18 protein-coding genes are annotated in these 19,944 nt (G+C 62.7%); 12 read left to right on the top strand and 6 right to left on the bottom strand.

From position 1 onward, the window contains the following. Positions 1 to 113: 113 nt before the first annotated feature. On the bottom strand, positions 114 to 1,958 hold the full coding sequence (gene ilvD / locus JL2886_RS08840; RefSeq protein WP_065271677.1) for a dihydroxy-acid dehydratase: 1,845 nt from the start codon (positions 1,956 to 1,958) through the stop codon (positions 114 to 116). Positions 1,959 to 2,069: 111 nt separating this feature from the next. Beyond that, positions 2,070 to 3,251 carry a benzoate/H(+) symporter BenE family transporter gene (locus JL2886_RS08835; protein ID WP_065271676.1) on the bottom strand — a complete coding sequence of 394 codons (1,182 nt, stop codon included), beginning with the start codon at positions 3,249 to 3,251 and terminating at the stop codon, positions 2,070 to 2,072. A gap of 124 nt (positions 3,252 to 3,375) precedes the next feature. Here JL2886_RS08835 and JL2886_RS08830 point away from each other — a divergent pair, with 124 nt between their 5' ends. The 5 genes from JL2886_RS08830 to JL2886_RS08810 all read left to right on the top strand — a co-directional run bounded on the left by JL2886_RS08830 (position 3,376) and on the right by JL2886_RS08810 (position 7,696). Then, the gene (locus JL2886_RS08830) at positions 3,376 to 3,957 is read left to right on the top strand and encodes a helix-turn-helix domain-containing protein (RefSeq protein WP_065271675.1); all 582 of its coding nucleotides are present in this window, start codon (positions 3,376 to 3,378) and stop codon (positions 3,955 to 3,957) included. 121 nt (positions 3,958 to 4,078) lie between these two features. After that, on the top strand, positions 4,079 to 4,948 hold the full coding sequence (locus JL2886_RS08825) for a DMT family transporter (protein ID WP_065271674.1): 870 nt from the start codon (positions 4,079 to 4,081) through the stop codon (positions 4,946 to 4,948). A gap of 43 nt (positions 4,949 to 4,991) precedes the next feature. Beyond that, positions 4,992 to 5,468 (top strand): SsrA-binding protein SmpB, encoded by a 477-nt coding sequence (gene smpB / locus JL2886_RS08820; protein ID WP_065271673.1) that lies wholly within the window; start codon positions 4,992 to 4,994, stop codon positions 5,466 to 5,468. A gap of 192 nt (positions 5,469 to 5,660) precedes the next feature. Further along, on the top strand, positions 5,661 to 6,512 hold the full coding sequence (gene sseA / locus JL2886_RS08815) for a 3-mercaptopyruvate sulfurtransferase (protein WP_065271672.1): 852 nt from the start codon (positions 5,661 to 5,663) through the stop codon (positions 6,510 to 6,512). Continuing rightward, on the top strand, positions 6,512 to 7,696 hold the full coding sequence (locus JL2886_RS08810; protein WP_065271671.1) for an aromatic amino acid transaminase: 1,185 nt from the start codon (positions 6,512 to 6,514) through the stop codon (positions 7,694 to 7,696). The genes sseA and JL2886_RS08810 overlap by 1 nt, the downstream gene beginning before the upstream one ends. Positions 7,697 to 8,194: 498 nt before the next feature. Here the strand turns inward: JL2886_RS08810 and amt are convergent, their stop codons facing one another. Together amt and JL2886_RS08795 are read right to left on the bottom strand one after the other, a co-directional pair. Continuing rightward, positions 8,195 to 9,514 carry an ammonium transporter gene (gene amt, locus JL2886_RS08800; protein WP_065271669.1) on the bottom strand — a complete coding sequence of 440 codons (1,320 nt, stop codon included), beginning with the start codon at positions 9,512 to 9,514 and terminating at the stop codon, positions 8,195 to 8,197. Between the two features lie 25 nt (positions 9,515 to 9,539). Beyond that, the gene (locus JL2886_RS08795) at positions 9,540 to 9,878 is read right to left on the bottom strand and encodes a P-II family nitrogen regulator (protein WP_065271668.1); all 339 of its coding nucleotides are present in this window, start codon (positions 9,876 to 9,878) and stop codon (positions 9,540 to 9,542) included. Positions 9,879 to 10,147: 269 nt separating this feature from the next. Between JL2886_RS08795 and JL2886_RS08790 the strand changes: the two genes are divergently transcribed. Then, positions 10,148 to 12,394, top strand: a complete 2,247-nt coding sequence (locus JL2886_RS08790; RefSeq protein ID WP_065271667.1) for a transglycosylase domain-containing protein — start codon at positions 10,148 to 10,150, stop codon at positions 12,392 to 12,394. Positions 12,395 to 12,504: 110 nt separating this feature from the next. On the opposite strand, the gene JL2886_RS08785 is transcribed toward JL2886_RS08790, so the two are convergent. Continuing rightward, positions 12,505 to 13,092, bottom strand: coding sequence for an MlaC/ttg2D family ABC transporter substrate-binding protein (locus JL2886_RS08785; protein ID WP_065271666.1), 588 nt, complete (start codon positions 13,090 to 13,092; stop codon positions 12,505 to 12,507). A 3-nt stretch (positions 13,093 to 13,095) separates the two neighbouring features. After that, positions 13,096 to 13,860: a VacJ family lipoprotein gene (locus JL2886_RS08780; RefSeq protein WP_065271665.1), complete on the bottom strand. Its 765-nt coding sequence runs from the start codon at positions 13,858 to 13,860 to the stop codon at positions 13,096 to 13,098. 188 nt (positions 13,861 to 14,048) lie between these two features. Here JL2886_RS08780 and JL2886_RS08775 point away from each other — a divergent pair, with 188 nt between their 5' ends. The 6 genes from JL2886_RS08775 to JL2886_RS08750 all read left to right on the top strand — a co-directional run bounded on the left by JL2886_RS08775 (position 14,049) and on the right by JL2886_RS08750 (position 19,940). Then, the gene (locus JL2886_RS08775; protein ID WP_065271664.1) at positions 14,049 to 15,782 is read left to right on the top strand and encodes a type I secretion system permease/ATPase; all 1,734 of its coding nucleotides are present in this window, start codon (positions 14,049 to 14,051) and stop codon (positions 15,780 to 15,782) included. Continuing rightward, the gene (locus JL2886_RS08770) at positions 15,779 to 17,083 is read left to right on the top strand and encodes an HlyD family type I secretion periplasmic adaptor subunit (protein WP_065271663.1); all 1,305 of its coding nucleotides are present in this window, start codon (positions 15,779 to 15,781) and stop codon (positions 17,081 to 17,083) included. The genes JL2886_RS08775 and JL2886_RS08770 overlap by 4 nt, the downstream gene beginning before the upstream one ends. Before the next feature lie 93 nt (positions 17,084 to 17,176). Further along, a complete protein-coding gene (locus tag JL2886_RS08765; protein WP_065271662.1) occupies positions 17,177 to 17,635 on the top strand; it encodes a RidA family protein in 459 nt (152 codons plus the stop codon). After that, a complete protein-coding gene (locus JL2886_RS08760; RefSeq protein WP_065271661.1) occupies positions 17,632 to 18,405 on the top strand; it encodes a glycerophosphodiester phosphodiesterase family protein in 774 nt (257 codons plus the stop codon). Before JL2886_RS08765 ends, JL2886_RS08760 begins: the two co-directional genes overlap by 4 nt. 45 nt (positions 18,406 to 18,450) lie before the next feature. After that, positions 18,451 to 19,638, top strand: a complete 1,188-nt coding sequence (locus tag JL2886_RS08755) for a GNAT family N-acetyltransferase (RefSeq protein WP_065273606.1) — start codon at positions 18,451 to 18,453, stop codon at positions 19,636 to 19,638. Next, positions 19,635 to 19,940 carry a 4a-hydroxytetrahydrobiopterin dehydratase gene (locus JL2886_RS08750; protein ID WP_065271660.1) on the top strand — a complete coding sequence of 102 codons (306 nt, stop codon included), beginning with the start codon at positions 19,635 to 19,637 and terminating at the stop codon, positions 19,938 to 19,940. The genes JL2886_RS08755 and JL2886_RS08750 overlap by 4 nt, the downstream gene beginning before the upstream one ends. Positions 19,941 to 19,944 lie beyond the last annotated feature (4 nt).

Below are 19,944 nucleotides of genomic sequence, written 5' to 3'. Positions count from 1 at the left end.
CGGCGGCGGAGCCGCCCTTGACCCGGGTCGCAGATGCCGCGGTCGAAGGCCGGATAAGAAAAAGGCCCCTCAGCCGGGTTGGCGAGGGGCCTTCGTCATTCATTCAGAGGCGGTCACTCGTCGTCTGGCAGCGCGCGCACGGCGCCCTTGGCGGCGCTGGTGGTCAGCATCGCGTAGGCCTTGAGCGCGGTCGAGACCTTGCGCTTGCGCGGTTTCGCCGGTTTCCAGCCAGCGGCCTCTTGCGCGGCGCGGCGGCTGGCGAGTTCCTCGTCCGAGACGGCCAGGTGGATCGAGCGGTTGGGGATGTCGATCTCGATGGTGTCGCCCATCTGCACCAGGCCGATGGCGCCGCCTTCGGCCGCTTCGGGGGAGACGTGACCGATGGAGAGACCCGAGGTGCCACCGGAGAAACGCCCGTCGGTCAGGAGGGCGCAGGCTTTGCCGAGACCCTTGGATTTAAGGTAGGAGGTCGGGTAGAGCATTTCCTGCATGCCCGGACCGCCGCGCGGGCCCTCATAGCGGATCACCACCACATCGCCCTCCTTGACCTTGCCGGTCAGGATGTCGCTGACGGCCTGATCCTGGCTTTCGCAGACATAGGCCGAGCCGGTGAATTTCAGGATGCTTTCATCGACGCCCGCGGTTTTCACGATGCAGCCATCGAGCGCGATATTGCCGAACAAAACAGCAAGGCCGCCATCCTTGGAAAACGCGTTTTCGACCGAGCGGATGACGCCGCCCTTCCGGTCGGTGTCGAGCTCCTTGTAGCGGTTGGATTGCGAAAAGGCCTCGGTCGTACGCACGCCGCCCGGCGCCGCCTTGAACAGCTCTTCGGCCTCGGGGTTGTTGGCGACCTTGACGTCCCATTTGGCGATGGCTTCGCCCATGGTGCTGGAGTGTACGGTGGAACAGTCATCGTGCAACAGACCGGCGCGGCTGAGTTCGCCGAGGATCGAGAAGATGCCGCCAGCGCGGTGCACGTCTTCCATGTGGACGTTTTCGATGTTGGGGGCCACCTTGCAGAGACACGGCACCTTGCGGCTGAGCCGGTCCATGTCGGACATGTCGAAATCCACCTTGCCTTCATTGGCAATGGCCAGGAGGTGCAGCACGGTGTTGGTGGAACCGCCCATGGCGATGTCGAGGCTCATGGCGTTTTCAAAGGCCTCGAAGGTGGCAATTTCGCGCGGCAGCAGGCCTTTTTCCTCGCCCACGTAGTGGCGTTTGGTGATGTCGACGATCTTGCGGCCCGCCTCAAGGAACAGGTTCTTGCGGTCGGCGTGGGTCGCGAGGGTCGAGCCGTTGCCGGGCAGGGCGAGACCCAGTGCCTCGGCCAGGCAGTTCATCGAGTTCGCGGTGAACATGCCCGAGCAGGAGCCGCAGGTGGGGCAGGCGTTTTCCTCGATATGCTGGACCTGTTCGTCGCTCAGCGTGTCGCTGGCGGCGGCAACCATGGCATCGACGAGGTCGATCTTCTTGGCATCCAGATCGGCGATGTCGATCTTGCCCGCTTCCATCGGGCCGCCGGAGACGAAGATCACCGGGATATTGAGACGCATGGCGGCCATCAGCATGCCCGGCGTGATCTTGTCGCAGTTGGAGATGCAGACCATGGCATCGGCGCAATGGGCGTTGACCATATATTCCACGCTATCCGCGATCACTTCGCGCGAGGGCAGGGAGTAGAGCATGCCATCATGGCCCATGGCGATGCCGTCATCCACCGCGATGGTGTTGAATTCCTTGGCAACACCGCCTGCGGCCTCGACCTCGCGGGCGACCATCTGGCCGAGATCCTTGAGGTGGACGTGACCGGGCACGAACTGGGTGAAGGAGTTGACGATGGCGATGATCGGCTTGCCGAAATCATGGTCTTTCATACCGGTTGCGCGCCAAAGGCCACGCGCGCCGGCCATGTTGCGTCCATGGGTGGAGGTTCTGGATCGGTACATTGGCATGTGGCTATTTCCCCTTTTTACCCTCAGGGACATGATTCGCGAAACAAACGCAATAACTGAGGGGCGATTTTGGTTATTTTGCTCCGATTTCCGGGGCGGTTGCGGAATGGGTTATGCGGGTTTTCTGAATGTCACCGACGGGCGGCTCAGCGTGAGGTGACAGACCAGGCCGATCAGCAGGGCCCAGAAGGGGGCTCCGATCCCAAGAAAGCTGATGCCCGAAACCGTGCCCATGAAACACAGGAGTGCCGCCTCGCGTCCTTCGGTCGGGGCCAGCGCATGGGACAGCCCGTTGCCAATGGTCGACAAGAGCGCTAGGCCTGCAATGGTGGCGACCAGCGCGTGCGGTGCGATCAGGAACAGGGAAATCACGGCAGCGCCGCCCAGCCCCACGGCGCAATAGATCACCCCGGCGGCCACCACGGCGAGGTAGCGGGTGTCCGGATCCTCATCCCCTTCGGGTCCGGCGCAGATGGCAGCGGTGATGGCGGCCAGGTTGAAGGCATAGCCGCCAAAGGGGGCGAGGATCAGCGAAGCGATCCCGGTCACCGTCAGCGCAGCCGAAACCGGCGGAACGTAACCTGCGCTGCGCAGGGTCACCACGCCGGGCATGTTCTGGGAACACATGGTGACGATATAGAGTGGCAGGCCAAGGCCGATCAGCGCCGAGAGGGTGAACTCGGGCATGACCGCCTCGGGGGTGGCGAGAGTCAGGTTCAGCTGCTGCAGGTCTCCGAAGCTGCCGGCTGCGGCGGCCCAGATGACACCCGCCAGCAGAACCAGCGGGATCGTGTAGCGCGGGGCATAGACCTTGCCGATCAGAAAGACCGCGCCCATCACCGCGACCAGCCAGACGTCTTCTTCAAGCGAAGTGAACGCCTCCAGCCCAAAGCGGAACAGGATACCAGCCAAAAGCGCATTGGCCAGCGTATCCGGGATCAGCCGCGCCAGCCGCTCGAACCAGCCAGTGAGGCCGGTGAGCGTCAGCAAGGCGGCGCAGAACAGAAAGGCGCCCGTGGCCTCGGGCAGGGTGGTCGCGCCACCGCCCACCGCCAGAAGAGCGGCACCGGGCGTGGACCAGGCGGTCAGAACCGGCAGGCGGAACCACAGCGACAGGATCAGGCTCGTGATCCCCATGCCCAGCCCGAGGGCCAGAAGCCAGCTGTTGGCCTGCGCCTGGTTTGCCTCCAACGCCGCGATGGCCTGAAAGATGATCGCCACCGAACTGGTGTACCCGACCAGAACGGCGACGGCGCCTGCCGTGATATGAGAGAGTTTCAGCTGCGGCATCATGGGGATCCTGAATGGGGTTTTCCCGGGCGTCGGGCTCTTGTAGGGTCAGTTTGTGCGTTATAGCGCACATTATCTTCTGTGCGTTATAACGCACAAGCCCTTTTTTGAAGAGATCGACAGACCGATGCCAACGCAGCCCGCGTCCCCGCCGGTAAGTGAAGACAAGATTTCGCAGAATCTGAAGCAGATCCGGGCCGAGGCCGGTTTCAGCCTGTCGCGGGCGGCCGAGGTGACGGGAGTCTCCAAGGCGATGCTGGGGCAGATCGAACGAGGCGAATCCAGCCCGACCATCGCCACGCTCTGGAAGATCGCCAAGGGGTTTCACCTGCCGCTGACCGCCTTGATCGAGGATAGCAGTCAGCCCAAGGTTCTGGGCGAGAGCGTGTTCCGCACGGTGCAGTTTCCCGGCAGTATCGCGGTCAAGATCGTCTTTCCCTTTGATCCCAACCTCGGGGCCGAGACCTTTCACGTGCGCCTGCGTCCGGATCAGTGCCACCAATCTCAGGCGCATGACGCGGGCGTGACCGAAGAGGTCTTTGTGCTCGAAGGGCCTGTGGAGGTGCTGAGCGATGGCGCGTGGGTGCGGCTCGACGTTGGGGAGGGGCTGCGCTTTGCGGCCGATCAGCCCCATGGGTACCGTGCCGGGCCGGACGGGGCGGCCTTTCTCAACATGCACCATTATCGCAGACCGGATCCGACTGGCTGATCAGGTCCTGCGCCCGCAAAGGTCACAATTCCGTAAGAGGGGACACGGCAGTGCTTGCCGAAGTCTCACCTTGTGACTAGGGCTTTGGCAGGGACGTAAAAGCCGATTGGGGGAGGCACCGATGGAAACGCTGCGCGGCAGCCTGTTGATGGTGCTGGCCATGGGGGCCTTTGCGCTGGAGGACATGTTCATCAAATCGGCAGCGCAGGCGCTGCCGGTCGGGCTGATTCTGGTTTTCTTCGGTCTTGGCGGTATGGTGCTGTTTGCACTGGTGGCGCGTGCGCAGGGACAGGCCTTGTGGCACCCGGCCTTTTGCACGCGCGTGATGCTGCTGCGTTCTCTGTCAGAGGTCGTTGGTCGTCTGTGTTTTACCCTGGCCCTTGCGCTGACGCCGCTGTCCTCGGCTTCGGCCATCCTGCAGGCGACGCCGCTGGTGGTCGCGGCGGGCGCGGTGGTGTTCTTTGGCGAAACGGTGGGCTGGCGGCGTTGGCTGGCGATTCTGGTCGGTTTCGCCGGGGTGCTGATCATCCTGCGCCCCGGGGTCAGCGGCTTTGAACCGGCCTCGCTGTTCGCGGTGGCCGGAACGCTGGGCTTTGCCGGGCGCGATCTGGCAACGCGGGCGGCGCATGTGTCGATGCACAACAGCCAGCTCGGTATGCTGGGTTTTGCCATGCTGGCAGTAGCGGGCATTATCGCGCTGGGCTGGACCGGGCTTGATGGGCTGGGTGACGGGGGGCTGACCGATCCGGGCGTCTGGCTGGATGTGGCCTGCGCCACGGTGATCGGCGTGATCGCCTATGGGGCGCTGACCGGCGCCATGCGGCTGGGCGAAATCTCGGTCGTGGCGCCCTTCCGCTATACGCGGCTGGTCTTTGCCATGGTGCTGGGCATTCTGGTCTTTGGCGAGCGGCCCGATACGCTGACGCTGATTGGCAGCGCGGTGATCGTGGCCAGTGGTGTCTTTACCCTGATCCGCAGCCGCAAAGCCTGAGTCATCTTGCGTCCGGTCCCGGGCGCGCTTACATCTGCCTGCCATGGCCAAGCAGAAATCAGACCCGAACTACAAAGTGATTGCCGAGAACCGCCGGGCGCGGTTCGATTACGCGATCGAGGAAGATCTCGAATGCGGGATCGTTCTTGAGGGGTCGGAGGTGAAATCCCTGCGCGCCGGGGGCGCCAATATCGCTGAATCCTATGCGACCGTCGACGACGGGGAGCTGTGGCTGGTGAACTCCTATATCGCGCCCTATGCGCAGGCCAAGGTGTTCAAGCACGAGGAGCGCCGCCGCCGTAAGCTGCTGGTCTCGCGCAAGGAGCTGGCACGCCTGTGGAATGCGACGCAGCGCAAGGGCATGACCCTGGTTCCGCTGGTGCTCTACTTCAACCACCGGGGTATGGCCAAGATGAAGATCGGCATCGCCAAGGGTAAGAAGAACCACGATAAGCGCGAGTCCCAGGCCAAACGCGACTGGTCGCGCCAGAAACAGCGGCTGCTGAAGGACGCGCGCTGACGCCAATAGCCTGAGCTGCCGGAACCATCCTTCGGGACAGGGACGAGGCAGGCCCGGCGTGCCGTTTGTCGCCACGGCACCACGTTTGGTGCATGTATCAGGGAAATATTGTACCGGAACAGCCGCTTCTCTTGCGACTCCGCGCGGTGGGCTGTACCCATGCGCCAGCGAACCTGAGGGGAGGCGTTTTTGATGGATGATCCGAAAACTCTTGTGTCAACCGACTGGCTGGCAGCCCATCTGAAGGATCCCGATCTCAGGATTCTGGACGGGTCATGGTATCTGCCCAATGAGAACCGCGATCCCAAGGCGGAATATGACGCGGCCCATATCCCCGGCGCGCGCTTCTTTGACATCGATGATATTTCGGACCACCGGTCGGAACTGCCCCATATGGTGCCACCGGTCGAGAAGTTCATGTCGCGCCTGCGCGCGATGGGCGTAGGCGACGGTCATCAGGTGGTGGTCTATGACGGCGCCGGCCTGAAATCGGCGGCCCGTGTCTGGTGGCTGTTCCGGTTGATGGGGCAGATGAATGTCGCGGTGCTGGATGGCGGTCTGCCGAAATGGCAGGCTGAGGGGCATCCGGTCGAAGACCTGCCGCCGATGATCCGCGACCGCCACATGACCGTGCGGGTGCAGAACCAGCTGGTTCGCGATGTGACGCAGGTCTCTGCGGCCGCCAAGCTGGGCGATCATGAAATCATCGACGCCCGCGCTGCCGAACGGTTCCGCGGCGAGGTCCCGGAACCGCGCGAAGGGCTGCGCTCGGGCCATATCCCCGGCTCGAAGAACGTGCCTTATGTGACCCTATTGAACCCCGATGGCACCCTGAAAGACGCAAACGGCATTCGCGCCACCTTTGAAGGGGCCGGTGTCGACCTTGCGAAACCTGCCATCACCACCTGCGGCTCGGGTGTGACCGCCGCCGTTCTCAGCCTGGCACTGGAGCGCATCGGCAAGACCGATCACGCGCTTTATGATGGATCCTGGGCAGAATGGGGCGCCTTCCCGACCCTACCCGTTGCAACCGGAGAGAACTGATGTTCGAGACCCTGAAACCCCAGCCAGCGGACAAGATCCTGGCGCTGATGCAGATGTACCGCGAGGACCCGCGCGCGGATAAGATCGACCTTGGTGTCGGTGTCTACAAGAACGCCGAGGGCGTCACCCCGGTGATGCGCGCGATCAAGGCCGCCGAGCACAAGCTGTGGGAAGAAGAAACCACCAAGGCCTATACTGGCCTCGCGGGTGATCCCGGCTATGCCGATGTGATGATCAAACTGATCCTGGGTGATAGCGTGGCGCGTGGAAACATTGCCGCCGCCGCCACCCCCGGCGGCACCGGTGCCGTGCGCCAGGCGTTCGAGCTGATCAAGATGGCCAACCCCAAGGCACGCGTTTTTGTGTCGGACCCGACCTGGCCGAACCACATCTCGATCCTGAAATACGTTGGCATCGAGACCGTCACCTACCGCTATTTTGACCGCGAAACCCGCGGCGTGAACTTTGACGGGATGATCGAGGATCTGAAGGGGGCCGAGAAGGGCGACGTGGTGCTGCTGCACGGCTGCTGCCACAATCCCACCGGGGCCAACCTGAACACCACCCAGTGGCAGGAGGTGATCGACCTTCTGAACGCGCGCGGTCTGATCCCGATGATCGACATTGCCTACCAGGGCTTTGGCGACGGTCTGGAAGAAGACGCAGCGGGTGTGCGCATGGTGGCTGCCCAGACGCCCGAATGCCTGATCGCGGCAAGCTGCTCCAAGAACTTCGGCATCTACCGCGAACGCACCGGCCTTCTGATGGCGGTTAGCCAGGACGGCAGCGCACAGGCGCTGAACCAGGGCACGCTGGCCTTCCTCAACCGGCAGAACTTCTCTTTCCCGCCGGATCACGGCGCGCGCCTGGTGACGATGATCCTGAACGACGAAGCCCTGCGCGCCGATTGGGCATCCGAGCTGGAAGAGGTGCGTCTGGGCATGCTGGGCCTGCGTCAGCAGCTGGCGGATGAGCTGCAGCGCCTGAGCGGCTCGGACCGCTTCGGCTTTATCGCGCAGCACCGCGGCATGTTCTCGCTTCTGGGCACCACGCCCGAGCTGGTCGAGAAGATGCGCGTGGACAATGGCATCTACATGGTGGGCGACAGCCGCATGAACATCGCGGGCCTCAACAAGACCACCGTGCCGCTGCTGGCCAAGGCGATCATCGACGCGGGCGTCTGAACGCCGCGATAAACAAAGACGTGAAGAGTGAAACGCGCTCCCGAGTGGGGCGCGTTTTTGTGTGACGGTCATGGGGCAGGGGCTCCCGCGCCCGCAGGTGCCTTGCCTCTGGCAAGACCCCTTGGCGGGCTTGGGCCCGGCGCCGCTGACGCGGCGCAAGGGATTTCGCTGAGAAGCGGTTTAAGAGCAGGTCTGCCCTCAAACGCGCCTTGACCATTGTGAATTGCAGCGCACCGCGCCTCAAGGGAACCTCGCGCCTTGCGCGAGGCCGCTGGTGCGGCCCTTGACCCGCTGTACGCTTTGATGGGCGGGGCCTTGGCGACAGAGGAGAGCAGCAGGCGCCGCTATCGCGGCGCCGGGCCCAACCGCAAAGGGACAGTCTATGACTGTGCCGGAGCGGGCGGGAGGGTTCACCCGATGCTGGGCGAAAGGGGCGCGGACAAAGAAAAACGCGGCCCCGAGAGGCCGCGTTCCTAGATCTGTGTCAGGAGGCTGGGTTTAGCCTGCCTTGAACTCCGGATAGGCTTCCATGCCCAGTTCCGCCATGTCGAGACCGTTGATCTCGTCTTCTTCGGTGACGCGGATACCCATGGTTGCCTTCAGGATCAGCCAGACAATGCCGGAGACGATGAAGGTGAAGGCGCCGATGGCAACGAAGCCGGTGATCTGGGTCACGAAGGAGGTACCTTCGGTGTAGAAGGGAACCGCGAAGGTGCCCCAGAAGCCTGCGACCAGGTGCACCGGGATGGCGCCGACGACGTCGTCGATCTTCAGCTTGTCCAGCATCGGCACAACGAAGACCACGATCACACCACCGACGGCACCGATCCAGAGCGCGCCGAACAGCGACGGGTCAAGCGGACCGGCGGTGATCGACACCAGACCGGCAAGAGCGCCGTTCAGGGTCATGGTAAGGTCGGGCTTCTTGAACATGACCTGGGTCAGCAGCAGGGCAGCGACAGCACCAGCGGCGGCAGCCATGTTGGTGTTGGCGAAGATGCGCGACACGTCGGTCACATCACCCACGGTGCCCATCGCCAGCTGCGAGCCGCCGTTGAAACCGAACCAGCCGAGCCACAGGATGAAGGTACCCAGGGTCGCCAGAGCCAGGTTGGAGCCGGGCATCGGGATGGTTTTGCCGTCTTTGTACTTGCCGATACGCGGGCCGAGGATCAGCGCGCCTGCGAGGGCTGCGAAACCACCTGCTGCGTGCACCAGGGTCGAGCCGGCGAAGTCGGAGAAGCCCATTTCGGACAGGAAGCCGCCGCCCCACTGCCAAGAGGCTTCGATCGGGTAGATAACGCCGGTCAGGATCGCGACGAAGATCAGGAAGGGCCACAGCTTGATACGCTCGGCCAGGGTGCCGGAGACGATCGAGGCAGTGGTGGCGCAGAACATCAGCTGGAAGAAGAAGTCGGAGCCAACCGAAGCATAGTCGAGCGATGCATCCGCTGCCGCCAGACCAACCGGTTCAAGCGAGGTGATGGAGAACCAGGGGCCCATCACGCCCGAGATCACCCAGTCGCCGGGGTACATCAGGTTGAAACCGATCAGCCAGTACATGATGGCCGCGATCGAGAACAGCGCGATGTTCTTGGTCAGCTGCATGGTCACGTTCTTGGAACGCACCAGACCTGCTTCGAGCATGGCAAAGCCTGCAGCCATCCAGAACACCAGGAAGCCGCCGATCAGGAACAGCAGGGTGGTAAAGATATAGGGGTTGATGTCGGGGGTTTCTGCTGCCGCGTCCTGCGCCAGTGCCAGGCCCGGAAGGGCGGCAAAGGCCGTGGCGGCAAGAGAGAGTTTCAGTTTACGCATCTGTATTTTCCTCCGAAATGGACGCTTAAAGCGCCTCGAGGTTGGTTTCGCCGGTGCGCACCCGCACGGCCTGTGCCACATCCAGGACAAAGATCTTCCCATCGCCGATCTTGCCGGTGCGGGCGGTGGACGAAATGGTGTCGACCACCTGATCCGCCAGCTCCCCTGGCACCACGATTTCCAGTTTGACCTTGGGGACGAAGTTCACTTCGTATTCCGCACCACGGTAGATTTCCGTGTGGCCCGCCTGGGCTCCAAAGCCTTTGATTTCCGTCACCATCAGACCTGAAACGCCGATTCCGGTCAGCGCTTCGCGGACCTCCTCGAGTTTGAAGGGTTTGATGGCTGCTATGATCATTTTCATCTCGACACCCTATTTCTGGACCACTTAGGCCGCTCCATTCGCACCTGCAGCAAAGCGGCCACCCCGAGTCGGGGGAACCGGAAGAGCCTGTTTGCAGGGCGGAATGGCGGCCTCGGGCCTAATTATTTTGCTTAAAAAGTGGTCAATGCCTGCATTTTGAGCGTTTTGAGGAGGGAGTTTCCGGCAAAACTGCCCCTCTACAAAGCAGTGGGATCGGTTTATTGTCGCCAAAACGGGCAAACCGGGCAGGACACTGGCAGGATACTGACATGGCACAAGGATCAGGGCGCAAGCCGCTGGTGGCGGATAAACGCTATCCCAAAAGCAGATCCGGCAAAGGGGCAAAGCCCGCGCGCCGGGGCGCACGAAAAGGCAGCTCTGGTGGTGGGATCTTTGGGTTTCTCTTCGGGCGCCGAAAACCTGCCGCAGCGCCCAAGAAGGCTGCGCCGCGGAAAAAGGCAGCAGCGACGCGCAAACCAACCCCCAAACGCAAACGCGGGCTGATCGGGACCCTGCTGGCACCGTTTCGATGGCTGCTGCGTCTGGTCTGGGGCTTTACCTGGCGCGTTGGGCTGATCTGCACTGGCATCGTCGCCCTGGCGGTCGGCTATCAATACATGAAGCTGCCCGAGGTGACGCAGCTGCTGGATGGGCGGGCGCGTGGCTCGGTCACCCTGCTGGATGCCAAGGGAGAGGTCTTTGCCTGGCGCGGGGATCAGTTTGGCGGCGTCGTCACCACACAGACCGTGTCGAAACACCTGAAGAACGCGGTGGTCGCCACCGAGGACAAGCGGTTCTACCGTCATTTCGGCGTCTCGCCGCGCGGGATTGCCAGCGCGGTGCGCATCAACCTGAGCGAAGGGCGCGGTCCACTGTCCGGACATGGCGGCTCGACCATCACCCAGCAGACGGCGAAGCTGCTATGCCTTGGCGAGGTCTATGACCCCGAGGTCTGGGAAAGCGAACGCGCCTATGAGGCCGATTGCCGTCAGGGCTCCCTTTGGCGCAAGGCGACCGAGGCGGTCTACGCCATGGCGATGGAGGCCAAATACACCAAGGACGAGATCCTTTCGATCTATATGAACCGGGCCTATATGGGCGGCGGCGCCTATGGGGCCGAGGCGGCGGCGCAGCGCTATTTCGGAAAATCCGCGAACCAGCTGAACGCGGCCGAGGGTGCGATGATCGCCGGTCTTCTGACCGCGCCGTCTTCGCTGGCGCCGACCAATAATCTCAAACGCTCGCAGGACCGCGCCGCCACCGTGCTGCGCCTGATGAACGAACAGGGCTATCTGACAGCCAAGGAAACCCAATACGCGCAAAGCCACCCCGCCGAGCTGAGTGAAGCTGCCGAGGCGCGGGCCGGGGGATATTTCGCCGATTGGGTAATGGATACGATCCCCAGCTATTTCGGCGATCAGACCACCGAGGACGTGGTGATCCGCACCACATTGGACCAGCGCCTTCAGAAAGCCGTGGAAGGCGCGGTGGATCATGTTTTTGAGAACAAGGTGCGCGAAGGGTCAAAGGCTCAGGCCGCCATTGTGGTGATGAGCGCCGATGGCGCCGTGCGCGCCATGGTGGGCGGGCGCAAGACGCGGGTGTCCGGCGTCTTCAACCGCGCCACCCAGGCGAAACGGCAGACGGGCTCCGCTTTCAAACCCTTTGTCTATGCCACGGCGCTGGAGCTGGGATACTCGCCGCTCGACCGGGTGCTGGATGCGCCTTATTGCATGGATATTCCGGGATCGGGCGAATGGTGCCCGCAGAATTATACCCGCAAATACTATGGCGAAATCACCCTGACACAGGCGCTGCGGGATTCGCTGAATATTCCTGCGGTGAAAATTTCCGAAGCGGTGGGCCGCGATCTGGTGCGCCGGGTGGCTGGCGATTTTGGCATCGACAACGAGATGGCTGAAGGTCCGGCGCTGGCGCTGGGCGCCTCGGAAAGCACGCTTCTGGACATGACCGGCGCCTATGCCGGGATCCTCAACGGCGGCTCTTCGGTAACCCCCTATGGGGTGACCTCGCTGAGCCTTGTGGAAGACAGTGAACCGCTGATGGGCTCCAGCGGCGGTATGGGAGAGCGGGTGATCCGCACCAAGGCGGCGCAGCAACTGGTCTGGATGATGGAAAAGGTGATCGCCGAAGGCACCGGACGGCGGGCGCAGATCCCCGGCTGGCAGGCGGCGGGTAAGTCCGGCACCACCCAGGCGGCGCGGGATGCCTGGTTCATCGGCTTCACGGCGGATTACGTCGCCGGGGTCTGGATGGGCTATGACGACAACACGCCGCTGACCGGTGTGACCGGAGGCGGGCTACCGGCCGAGATCTGGCAAGAGGCGATGGTGCGGGTGCACGAGGGCCTGGAGCCGAAACCGCTGCCGATGCAGGCGCCGGATCCACTGCCCACGCCGCAGCCCTCAGACAGGGATCAGCGTCGCGGCCCCCGGATTGGTCAGGAGCTGGGCCGCGCGGTGGATGGCATCCTGAGGGATATCTTCGGCAACTGAGCTGGCGCCCCCGGCAGGCTGGCGGGGAGAGGTCGCGGCGACCCGTGTAGTCGCGATGCCGCGACCACAGGCAAGGCAAACCAGTGGATCATAGCGAAAAGTGGCAGGGATCAGCTGAGGCGTTTCAGCTCTGAGATCATCTTGTCGATGTCGCCGCGGTTGCGGTCGAGAATGGCGCCGATCTCGGTCCGTTCGGTCAGCAGAAGGTTTACGCCCTCAATATACATATTGAAGAACAGATCCTTGCCGGAGCGGTTGGAAACCAGGAAGGTCACTTCGAACGGCGCCTGCCCCTTGAGATAGGCGGTGGTGCTGACCTCGAACCATTTCTTGACGCGCTTCACACCGGTCACCTCGAGGCGACCGCCGATGAATTCACGGAACCGCTGCCCATACTTGCGCGAGATGTAGCCCTGAAAGGCGTCAGAGAAGGCCCGTTTCTGCGCTGCCGAGGCGCGGCGAGCATCGACGCCCATCGCATAGGCAGCAATATAAGAGGTGTCGCTGTACTGGCCAAAGATCCGCTCGAAATCGCGGTACATGGCATTTTCGGACTTGCCCGAGGCAATGACGCGATTGATGTCAGTGACAAGATTGTCGATCAACCGGCTGGCCGAGTTTTCGTTCAAAGCCCAGAGCGCACTGGGCGCGGTGATGGTTGCAGCACCAGCTGCGGCAAGAAACATACGGCGGTTCATCGTTCAAAACCCTTCGGTATCCAGTTCAAACGGATCGATCTCTGTGATCTCACTGCTTTCACCCAGCTCAAAACGGCGGTTCTGAAGGTAGATCAGACGGGCCTGCGCATAGCTGTCGGCGCTTTCGTAGAGAATCGAATCCACGGTATCAGAATATCTTCCACGGTCTCCAAGCCGACGCACGATCTCTGCGTAGACACCGATGTTGTCGGCTGGATTATGCTCAGCAAAGGAAATGGGATTGGTGAAAAAATCAACGGCGATGCCCACTGCGTCACGGGTTGTTGAAGGACCGTAAACCGGCAGTTCCACATAGGCGCCTTCGCCAACGCCCCAGACGTGCAGCGTTTCACCGAAATTGGTATCGACCGGCGGAATGTCAAAGGCACTGGCCGGATCGCCGAGGCCGCCGACGCCGACGATGGTGTTGATGGCAAACCGCGCCAGCGCGATCCCGGATTCCTTGAGGTTGCCCTGAAGTAGCGCATTCACGGCCTGACCCGGCATCGAGAGGTTCTCAGCAAAATGTGAAAAGCTCGTGACCATGGGGTCGGGGACGATCGCGACATAGCCTTTGGAGGCCGGACGGAAGGCCACTCGGTCAAGGCCAAGGTTGAACCGATGCACTGCCCGGTTCGTATTTTCATAGGGATCGAAGATTTCGCCCGCAGCTTTTGCCGCCGGATCCTGTGTCGCGCAGCCAGCCAAAAGCAGAGCTGATACAAGCAGGGCAGAGAGCGTTGCAAATGATCGCGTAAAAAAAGTCATCGGGTCTGGGTTTCCCTTGGTCCAAATTTGGAGCACACCGTGCGCACTTATTGGGAATCCTTCTGCTTCCCACCCTTTGAAGGCCTTGATTGTGAAACTGTGGCAGAATTGGAACAGGTTTTCTGCGGGCAGCTCGCTGCCCTGCTTTAGTATGAACAGGCGCGCTTGAACAGGTATTGGAACCAGCGATGAAGGAAAAAAATATAAAACCGGGATTTGATGAGCTTCGGTATGTGCGTCGCCGCAACCGTGGGCTTTTCTGGTCTACCGGAGTTTTCAGCTTTTTCGTGAACATGCTGATGCTGACCGGCCCGCTTTATATGATGCAGGTCTATGACCGGGTCCTGGGCAGCCGCTCCGAGGCCACGCTGGTCGCCCTGTCGCTCCTGGTGGTGTTCCTTTACGGCATGATGGGTCTTCTGGATTACGCCCGTGGCCGGATCCTGGCCCGGGCCGGGGCCCGGTTCCAGGCGGCGCTGGACCAGCGGGTGTTCGATGCCATGATCCGCCGCTCGGCGGTGGCGCGGGATCCGGTCGCCCAGACCGGCCTCAGCGATCTGGAATCGATCCAGCGGCTGATCTCATCGCCGGTGCTGGGCGCTGCTTTCGATCTGCCGTGGACACCGGTGTTCCTGGCGGGGATCGCTCTGTTCCACCCCTGGCTCGGCCTGCTGGCGCTGGGTGGCGGGGCGGTGCTGATCGGGATTGCCCTTCTCAACCAGTTGCTGAGCCGTACGCCGCTGCAAAAAGCCAATATGTCCGGCCACAAGGCCAACCTGATGTCCGAGGAAATCCGCACCGAGGCGGAGATGATCCAGTCCATGGGGATGCGCGGCGCCGCCTTCCAGCGCTGGCAGAAGGCGCGCACGTCGGCGCTGAAGGACAATATCGCGGCCAATGACACTGGCGGCGGCTTCACCACCCTCACCAAGACGCTGCGATTGTTTCTGCAATCGGCGATGCTGGGGCTGGGCGCCTATCTGGTGCTGCAGGGCGAGATGACCCCCGGGGCGATGATCGCCGGGTCGATCCTGATGGGCCGGGCGCTGGCCCCGATCGAGCTGGGTCTCGGTCAGTGGCCCATGGTGCAGCGCGCCATGAAAGGCTGGAGCAACCTCGGCGAACTTCTGGCCAAGGTACCGCCGGAACAGGAACGCACCGCGCTGCCGCAGCCCAAGGCGCTGCTCGAGGTGCAGGGGCTGGCGGTGGTGCCGCCCGGCGACAACAAAGCGCAGCTGCGCAACGTGTCGTTCCGGGTGCAACCGGGACAGGCCATCGGCGTGATCGGCCCGTCGGGATCGGGTAAATCCACCCTGGCCAAGGCGCTGACCGGCGCCTGGCGCCCGGCAGCGGGCACGGTGCGGCTGGACGGGGCCTCCATCGATCAATATGCGCCGGACGTTCTGGGCCGCCACATCGGTTATCTGCCGCAGCGGGTGCAGCTGTTTGACGGCACCATCGCCCAGAACATTGCCCGGCTGTCTCAGGAGCCTGATGCCGGAAAGGTTGTCGCTGCGGCCAAGAAGGCTGCCGCGCATGATATGATCGTCAAGCTGCCTGACGGCTATGACACCGCGGTTTCTTCCGGTGGGGGGCGTTTGTCCGGCGGTCAGATGCAGCGGGTTGCCCTGGCTCGTGCACTTTATGATGATCCGGTTTTCGTCATTCTGGACGAGCCCAATTCGAACCTCGACAATGACGGATCGGTGGCGCTCAATCAGGCGATCAAACAGCTCAAGGCCGAAGGAAAATCGGTGATGATCATGGCCCACCGTCCAGCGGCCATTCAGGAATGCGATCTGCTGCTGGTGATCGACCAGGGTGTACAGACCGCCTTTGGTCCCAAGGACAAGGTACTGCAGGAAATGGTCGCGAACCATCAGACGATCCGCAAGGCACGGGCCCCCGGAGGTGTACAATGAGCGTCGAAAAAGACTGGTCCGCCCGGCGTCCGCTGGCCATCGGGCTTCTTGGACTACTGATTCTGGTCGGTGGGTTTGGAACCTGGGCGGTGATGTCCTCGATCGCGGGCGCAGTTGTGGCGACCGGCCGGATTGAGGTGGATCGCAACCGGCAGGTGGTTCAGCATCTGGATGGAGGCATCGTTTCGGAAATCCTGGTTGACGAAGGCGATACCGTTGCCGCCGGTGAAACGCTGCTGCGTCTTGATGCGGCCGAACTGCACTCGCGGCTGGTGATCACCGAAGGCCAGCTGTTCGAGATGATGGCCCGTCGTGGTCGGCTTGAGGCCGAGCGTGACGAGGCGGAGAAAATCACCTTTGATCCCGAACTTGTAGCGCTGGCGCCGGAGCGGCCCGAGGTGCGCGACCTGATGGAAGGGCAGCAGCGTCTGTTCCTGGCCCGCCGTGATTCCACTGCCCGCGAGATCGAGCAACTGGAGAAACGTCGCGCCCAGATCAACGATCAGATCGTCGGCATCAAGGCGCAGCAGGATTCCATGCGGGTGCAGCTGGAGCTGATCGGCGAAGAGCTGAAGAACCAGCAGACCCTGCTGGAGCGCGGGCTGGCGCAGGCTGGCACGGTTCTGAACCTGCGCCGCACCGAGGCGAACCTCAGCGGCTCTCTGGGGGAGCTCCTGGCCAATCAGGCCCAGGCCGAAGGCCGCATCACCGAAATCGATATCCAGATCCTGACGCTTGGCTCGCGCCAGCGCGAAGAGGCGATCACCCGTCTGCGCGATCTTCGCTATCAGGAGCTGGAGCTGGCCGAAACCCGCCGCTCGGTTCTGGAGCGGCTGAACCGGCTGGATATCACCGCGCCGGTCTCGGGCGTTGTCTATGGTATGCAGGTCCACACGCCGCGTTCGGTGATCCGCCCGGCAGAACCGGTGCTGTATCTGGTGCCGCAAGACCGGCCGCTGGTGATCGCGGTGCAGGTCGTGCCGACGGATATCGATCAGATCTTTGTCGGTCAGTCGGTGACGCTGCGCTTCTCGGCGCTGGATCAGCGCCAGACTCCGGAACTCTTTGGCAAGGTGACGCAGGTCTCTGCTGACGCTTTTGAGGACGAAGGTACGCGGGTCTCTTACTACCGCGCCGAGATCGAGTTGAACGAAGGCGAGCTGGAAAGACTGCCTGCGGATACCGCCCTTATCCCGGGCATGCCGGTGGAAAGCTATATCCGCACCAAGGATCATTCGCCCATGGCCTATCTGCTGAAACCGCTGAGCGATTATTTCGTCAAGGCCTTCCGCGAAACCTGATCACGCGGGCCGCCGACAGAGCGTTTTGCTCTTTTCGGCGGCCTGCTTCGGCGCTAGCGTCGCCTCCAAACAGTGATCTGGAGGACAGCCGTCATGAGCATCGAAGCCAAACTTGCAGAACTGGGCGTTACCCTGCCCGAAGCCCCGGCACCGGCGGCAAACTACGTGCCCTACGTCGTGGCAGGGGACATGGTTTATGTCTCCGGTCAGATTTCGGCGGATGAAGGCGGGCTGATTACCGGCACCCTTGGCGATGACATGGAGGTCGAGGCCGGTCAGGCGGCGGCAAAACGCTGCGCCATCGCGCTTCTGGCACAGTTGAAGGCGGCTTGCGGCGGTGATCTGGAGCGTCTGGTGCGGGTCGTGAAACTGGGCGCCTTTGTCAATTCCACCGCCGATTTCACCCAGCAGCCGCAGGTGGTGAACGGTGCCTCCGATTTCCTGGTGGCGGCGCTTGGCGATGCCGGTCGGCACGCGCGCTCCGCCGTCAGCAGCCCCTCTCTGCCGCTGGGCGTTGCTGTTGAAATCGACGCGGTGTTCCAGATCAAATGAGGCCCGCACTACCGGCCCCGTTCCTGAAGCTGCCGGTGGCGCATCGCGCGCTGCACAATCTGGCGGCGGGGCGACCTGAAAACAGCCGCGCGGCGATCCGCGCGGCCATCGCGGCGGGCTATGCGATCGAGATCGATCTGCAACTCTCTGCCGACGACCAGCCGATGGTGTTTCACGACGATACGCTGGAGCGCCTGACCGAAGAGACCGGCCCGGTCCGGGCCCGCACGGCAGAGGCGCTGTGCCAGATCCCGCTGAGCGGCGGCGATGGCGAATGCATACCGGATTTCGCCGAAGTGCTGCAGCTGGTGGCGGGGCAGGCGCCGCTGCTGATCGAGATCAAGGATCAGGACGGTCAGATGGGCGCGAACGTGGGGGCGTTGGAACAGGCCGCCGTGGCGGCCTTGCAGGGCTATGACGGGCCGGTGGCGCTGATGTCCTTCAACCCGCATTCGGTGGCGGAACTGGCGCGTCTGGCGCCTCATATCGCACGCGGCATCGTCACCAGCGCCTATGTGCCCGAAGAATGGCCTGAACTGCCCCGCGCGGTCTGCAACGATCTGCGCAATATCCCGGATTTTGACCGGGCAGAGGCCTGTTTCATCAGCCACGAAGCCAGCGATCTGGCCCGTCCCCGGGTGCAGGCGCTGCGCGATGCCGGGGTTCCGGTGCTGTGCTGGACCATAACCTCGCCTGCCGAAGAGGCGGAGGCGCGCAGCTTTGCCGACAATGTGACCTTTGAGAATTATCTTTCCCCGCTGCCGTCTTGATCCGCCCCGGTCAGGGGCCAGATACTGATGGGCAAAGGAGGTCGTATGGATCAGGCACGGATCGAAATTCAGGTTCTGGAATCCCTGTCGCAGATCGCGGCCAAGGACTGGGACGCCTGCGCCTGCCCCGAGGCAGCAGAGGGCGGGCGCCCGCTTGATCCCTTTACCACCCATCGGTTCCTGCTGGCGCTGGAGCAAAGCGGATCAGTTGGGCGCGGCACCGGCTGGCAGCCGCAATATCTGACCGCCTATCAGGACGGGCAGTTGATCGCCTGCGCGCCGCTTTATGCCAAATCGCACAGCCAGGGCGAATATATCTTCGATCACAACTGGGCCCATGCCTATGAGCAGGCGGGCGGGCGTTATTATCCCAAGCTGCAGATCGCGGTGCCCTTTACCCCAGCAACCGGTCGCCGCCTGCTGGTGCGCCCGGGGGCCGAGGGCATCGGCCATTCGGCGCTGGTGCAGGGCGCGGTGCAACTGGCGGCGGACAATCACGTCTCTTCGCTGCATGTGACCTTCTGCACCGAGGAGGAAGCGCAGATCGGTTCCGAAATCGGATTGATGAGCCGCGCCACCCAGCAATATCACTGGCTGAACGACGATTATGCCGATTTCGACGATTTCCTTGCTGCCCTGTCGTCGCGCAAGCGAAAGACCCTGCGCAAGGAACGGCGGCAGGCGCAGGCGTTTGGCGGTGAGATCACCTGTTACACTGGCGCTGATCTGCGCCCGGAACACTGGGACGCCTTCTGGGAGTTCTATCAGGACACCGGCAGCCGTAAATGGGGCTCTCCCTACCTCAGCCGCGCCTTCTTCGATATCGCGCATGAGGTCATGGCGGATGACATGCTGCTGGTGCTGGCCGAACGGGACGGGCACCCAGTTGCAGGGGCGCTGAACTTCATCGGTCGTGAGACGCTCTATGGCCGCTACTGGGGCTGCATCGAGCATCACCCGTTCCTGCATTTCGAACTGTGCTATTATCAGGCGATTGAACAGGCCATCGCGATGGGGCTGAAGCGGGTCGAGGCCGGCGCGCAGGGTGAGCACAAGCTGGCGCGCGGTTATTTGCCGACGCAGACGCACAGCCTGCATTGGATTGGTGATCCCGGGTTCGCAGATGCGGTACAACGCTATCTGGAGGCCGAGCGGGCCGCGGTCGAGGAAGAGATCGAGATCCTTACCGATTATGGTCCGTTCCGAAAGGCACAAGTGGAGGAACAGGAATGACCGAGAAACTCTCCGAGGCCACCCGTGGCCCGCTGCTGGATCCGCTGTTCGCTGCGGGCTGGAGCATGGTGGAAGGGCGCGATGCCATCACCAAGGTCTATCTGTTCGCAGGTTTTGATGAGGCCTTTGGCTGGATGACCCGCGCGGCGATCTGGGCCGAGAAATGGAACCATCACCCGGAGTGGCGCAATATCTACAATCGGGTCTGGGTGGTTCTGACCACCCATGATGTGGGCGGGCTCAGCGCGCAGGATGCCAAGCTGGCGCGCAAGATGGACGCGCTGTTCGGCCGGGGTGAGTAGGCGC

This window comes from Phaeobacter gallaeciensis, assembly GCF_001678945.1.
In the GTDB taxonomy this organism is placed as follows: domain Bacteria; phylum Pseudomonadota; class Alphaproteobacteria; order Rhodobacterales; family Rhodobacteraceae; genus Phycobacter; species Phycobacter gallaeciensis_A.
The sequence above is the reverse complement of the archived record's forward strand: the minus strand, read 5'-3'. Positions and strand labels throughout refer to the sequence as shown.

Coding starts and splice junctions, on each gene's coding strand:
- JL2886_RS08795 (WP_065271668.1), bottom strand. CDS start 9,878: ATGAAAATGATCATAGCAGCCATCAAACCCTTCAAACTCGAGGAGGTC.
- JL2886_RS08835 (WP_065271676.1), bottom strand. CDS start 3,251: ATGATGCCGCAGCTGAAACTCTCTCATATCACGGCAGGCGCCGTCGCC.
- JL2886_RS08785 (WP_065271666.1), bottom strand. CDS start 13,092: ATGAACCGCCGTATGTTTCTTGCCGCAGCTGGTGCTGCAACCATCACC.
- JL2886_RS08825 (WP_065271674.1), top strand. CDS start 4,079: ATGGAAACGCTGCGCGGCAGCCTGTTGATGGTGCTGGCCATGGGGGCC.
- JL2886_RS08770 (WP_065271663.1), top strand. CDS start 15,779: ATGAGCGTCGAAAAAGACTGGTCCGCCCGGCGTCCGCTGGCCATCGGG.
- JL2886_RS08790 (WP_065271667.1), top strand. CDS start 10,148: ATGGCACAAGGATCAGGGCGCAAGCCGCTGGTGGCGGATAAACGCTAT.
- JL2886_RS08755 (WP_065273606.1), top strand. CDS start 18,451: ATGGATCAGGCACGGATCGAAATTCAGGTTCTGGAATCCCTGTCGCAG.
- JL2886_RS08780 (WP_065271665.1), bottom strand. CDS start 13,860: ATGACTTTTTTTACGCGATCATTTGCAACGCTCTCTGCCCTGCTTGTA.
- JL2886_RS08830 (WP_065271675.1), top strand. CDS start 3,376: ATGCCAACGCAGCCCGCGTCCCCGCCGGTAAGTGAAGACAAGATTTCG.
- smpB (WP_065271673.1), top strand. CDS start 4,992: ATGGCCAAGCAGAAATCAGACCCGAACTACAAAGTGATTGCCGAGAAC.
- JL2886_RS08765 (WP_065271662.1), top strand. CDS start 17,177: ATGAGCATCGAAGCCAAACTTGCAGAACTGGGCGTTACCCTGCCCGAA.
- JL2886_RS08810 (WP_065271671.1), top strand. CDS start 6,512: ATGTTCGAGACCCTGAAACCCCAGCCAGCGGACAAGATCCTGGCGCTG.
- JL2886_RS08775 (WP_065271664.1), top strand. CDS start 14,049: ATGAAGGAAAAAAATATAAAACCGGGATTTGATGAGCTTCGGTATGTG.
- JL2886_RS08760 (WP_065271661.1), top strand. CDS start 17,632: ATGAGGCCCGCACTACCGGCCCCGTTCCTGAAGCTGCCGGTGGCGCAT.
- sseA (WP_065271672.1), top strand. CDS start 5,661: ATGGATGATCCGAAAACTCTTGTGTCAACCGACTGGCTGGCAGCCCAT.
- JL2886_RS08750 (WP_065271660.1), top strand. CDS start 19,635: ATGACCGAGAAACTCTCCGAGGCCACCCGTGGCCCGCTGCTGGATCCG.
- ilvD (WP_065271677.1), bottom strand. CDS start 1,958: ATGCCAATGTACCGATCCAGAACCTCCACCCATGGACGCAACATGGCC.
- amt (WP_065271669.1), bottom strand. CDS start 9,514: ATGCGTAAACTGAAACTCTCTCTTGCCGCCACGGCCTTTGCCGCCCTT.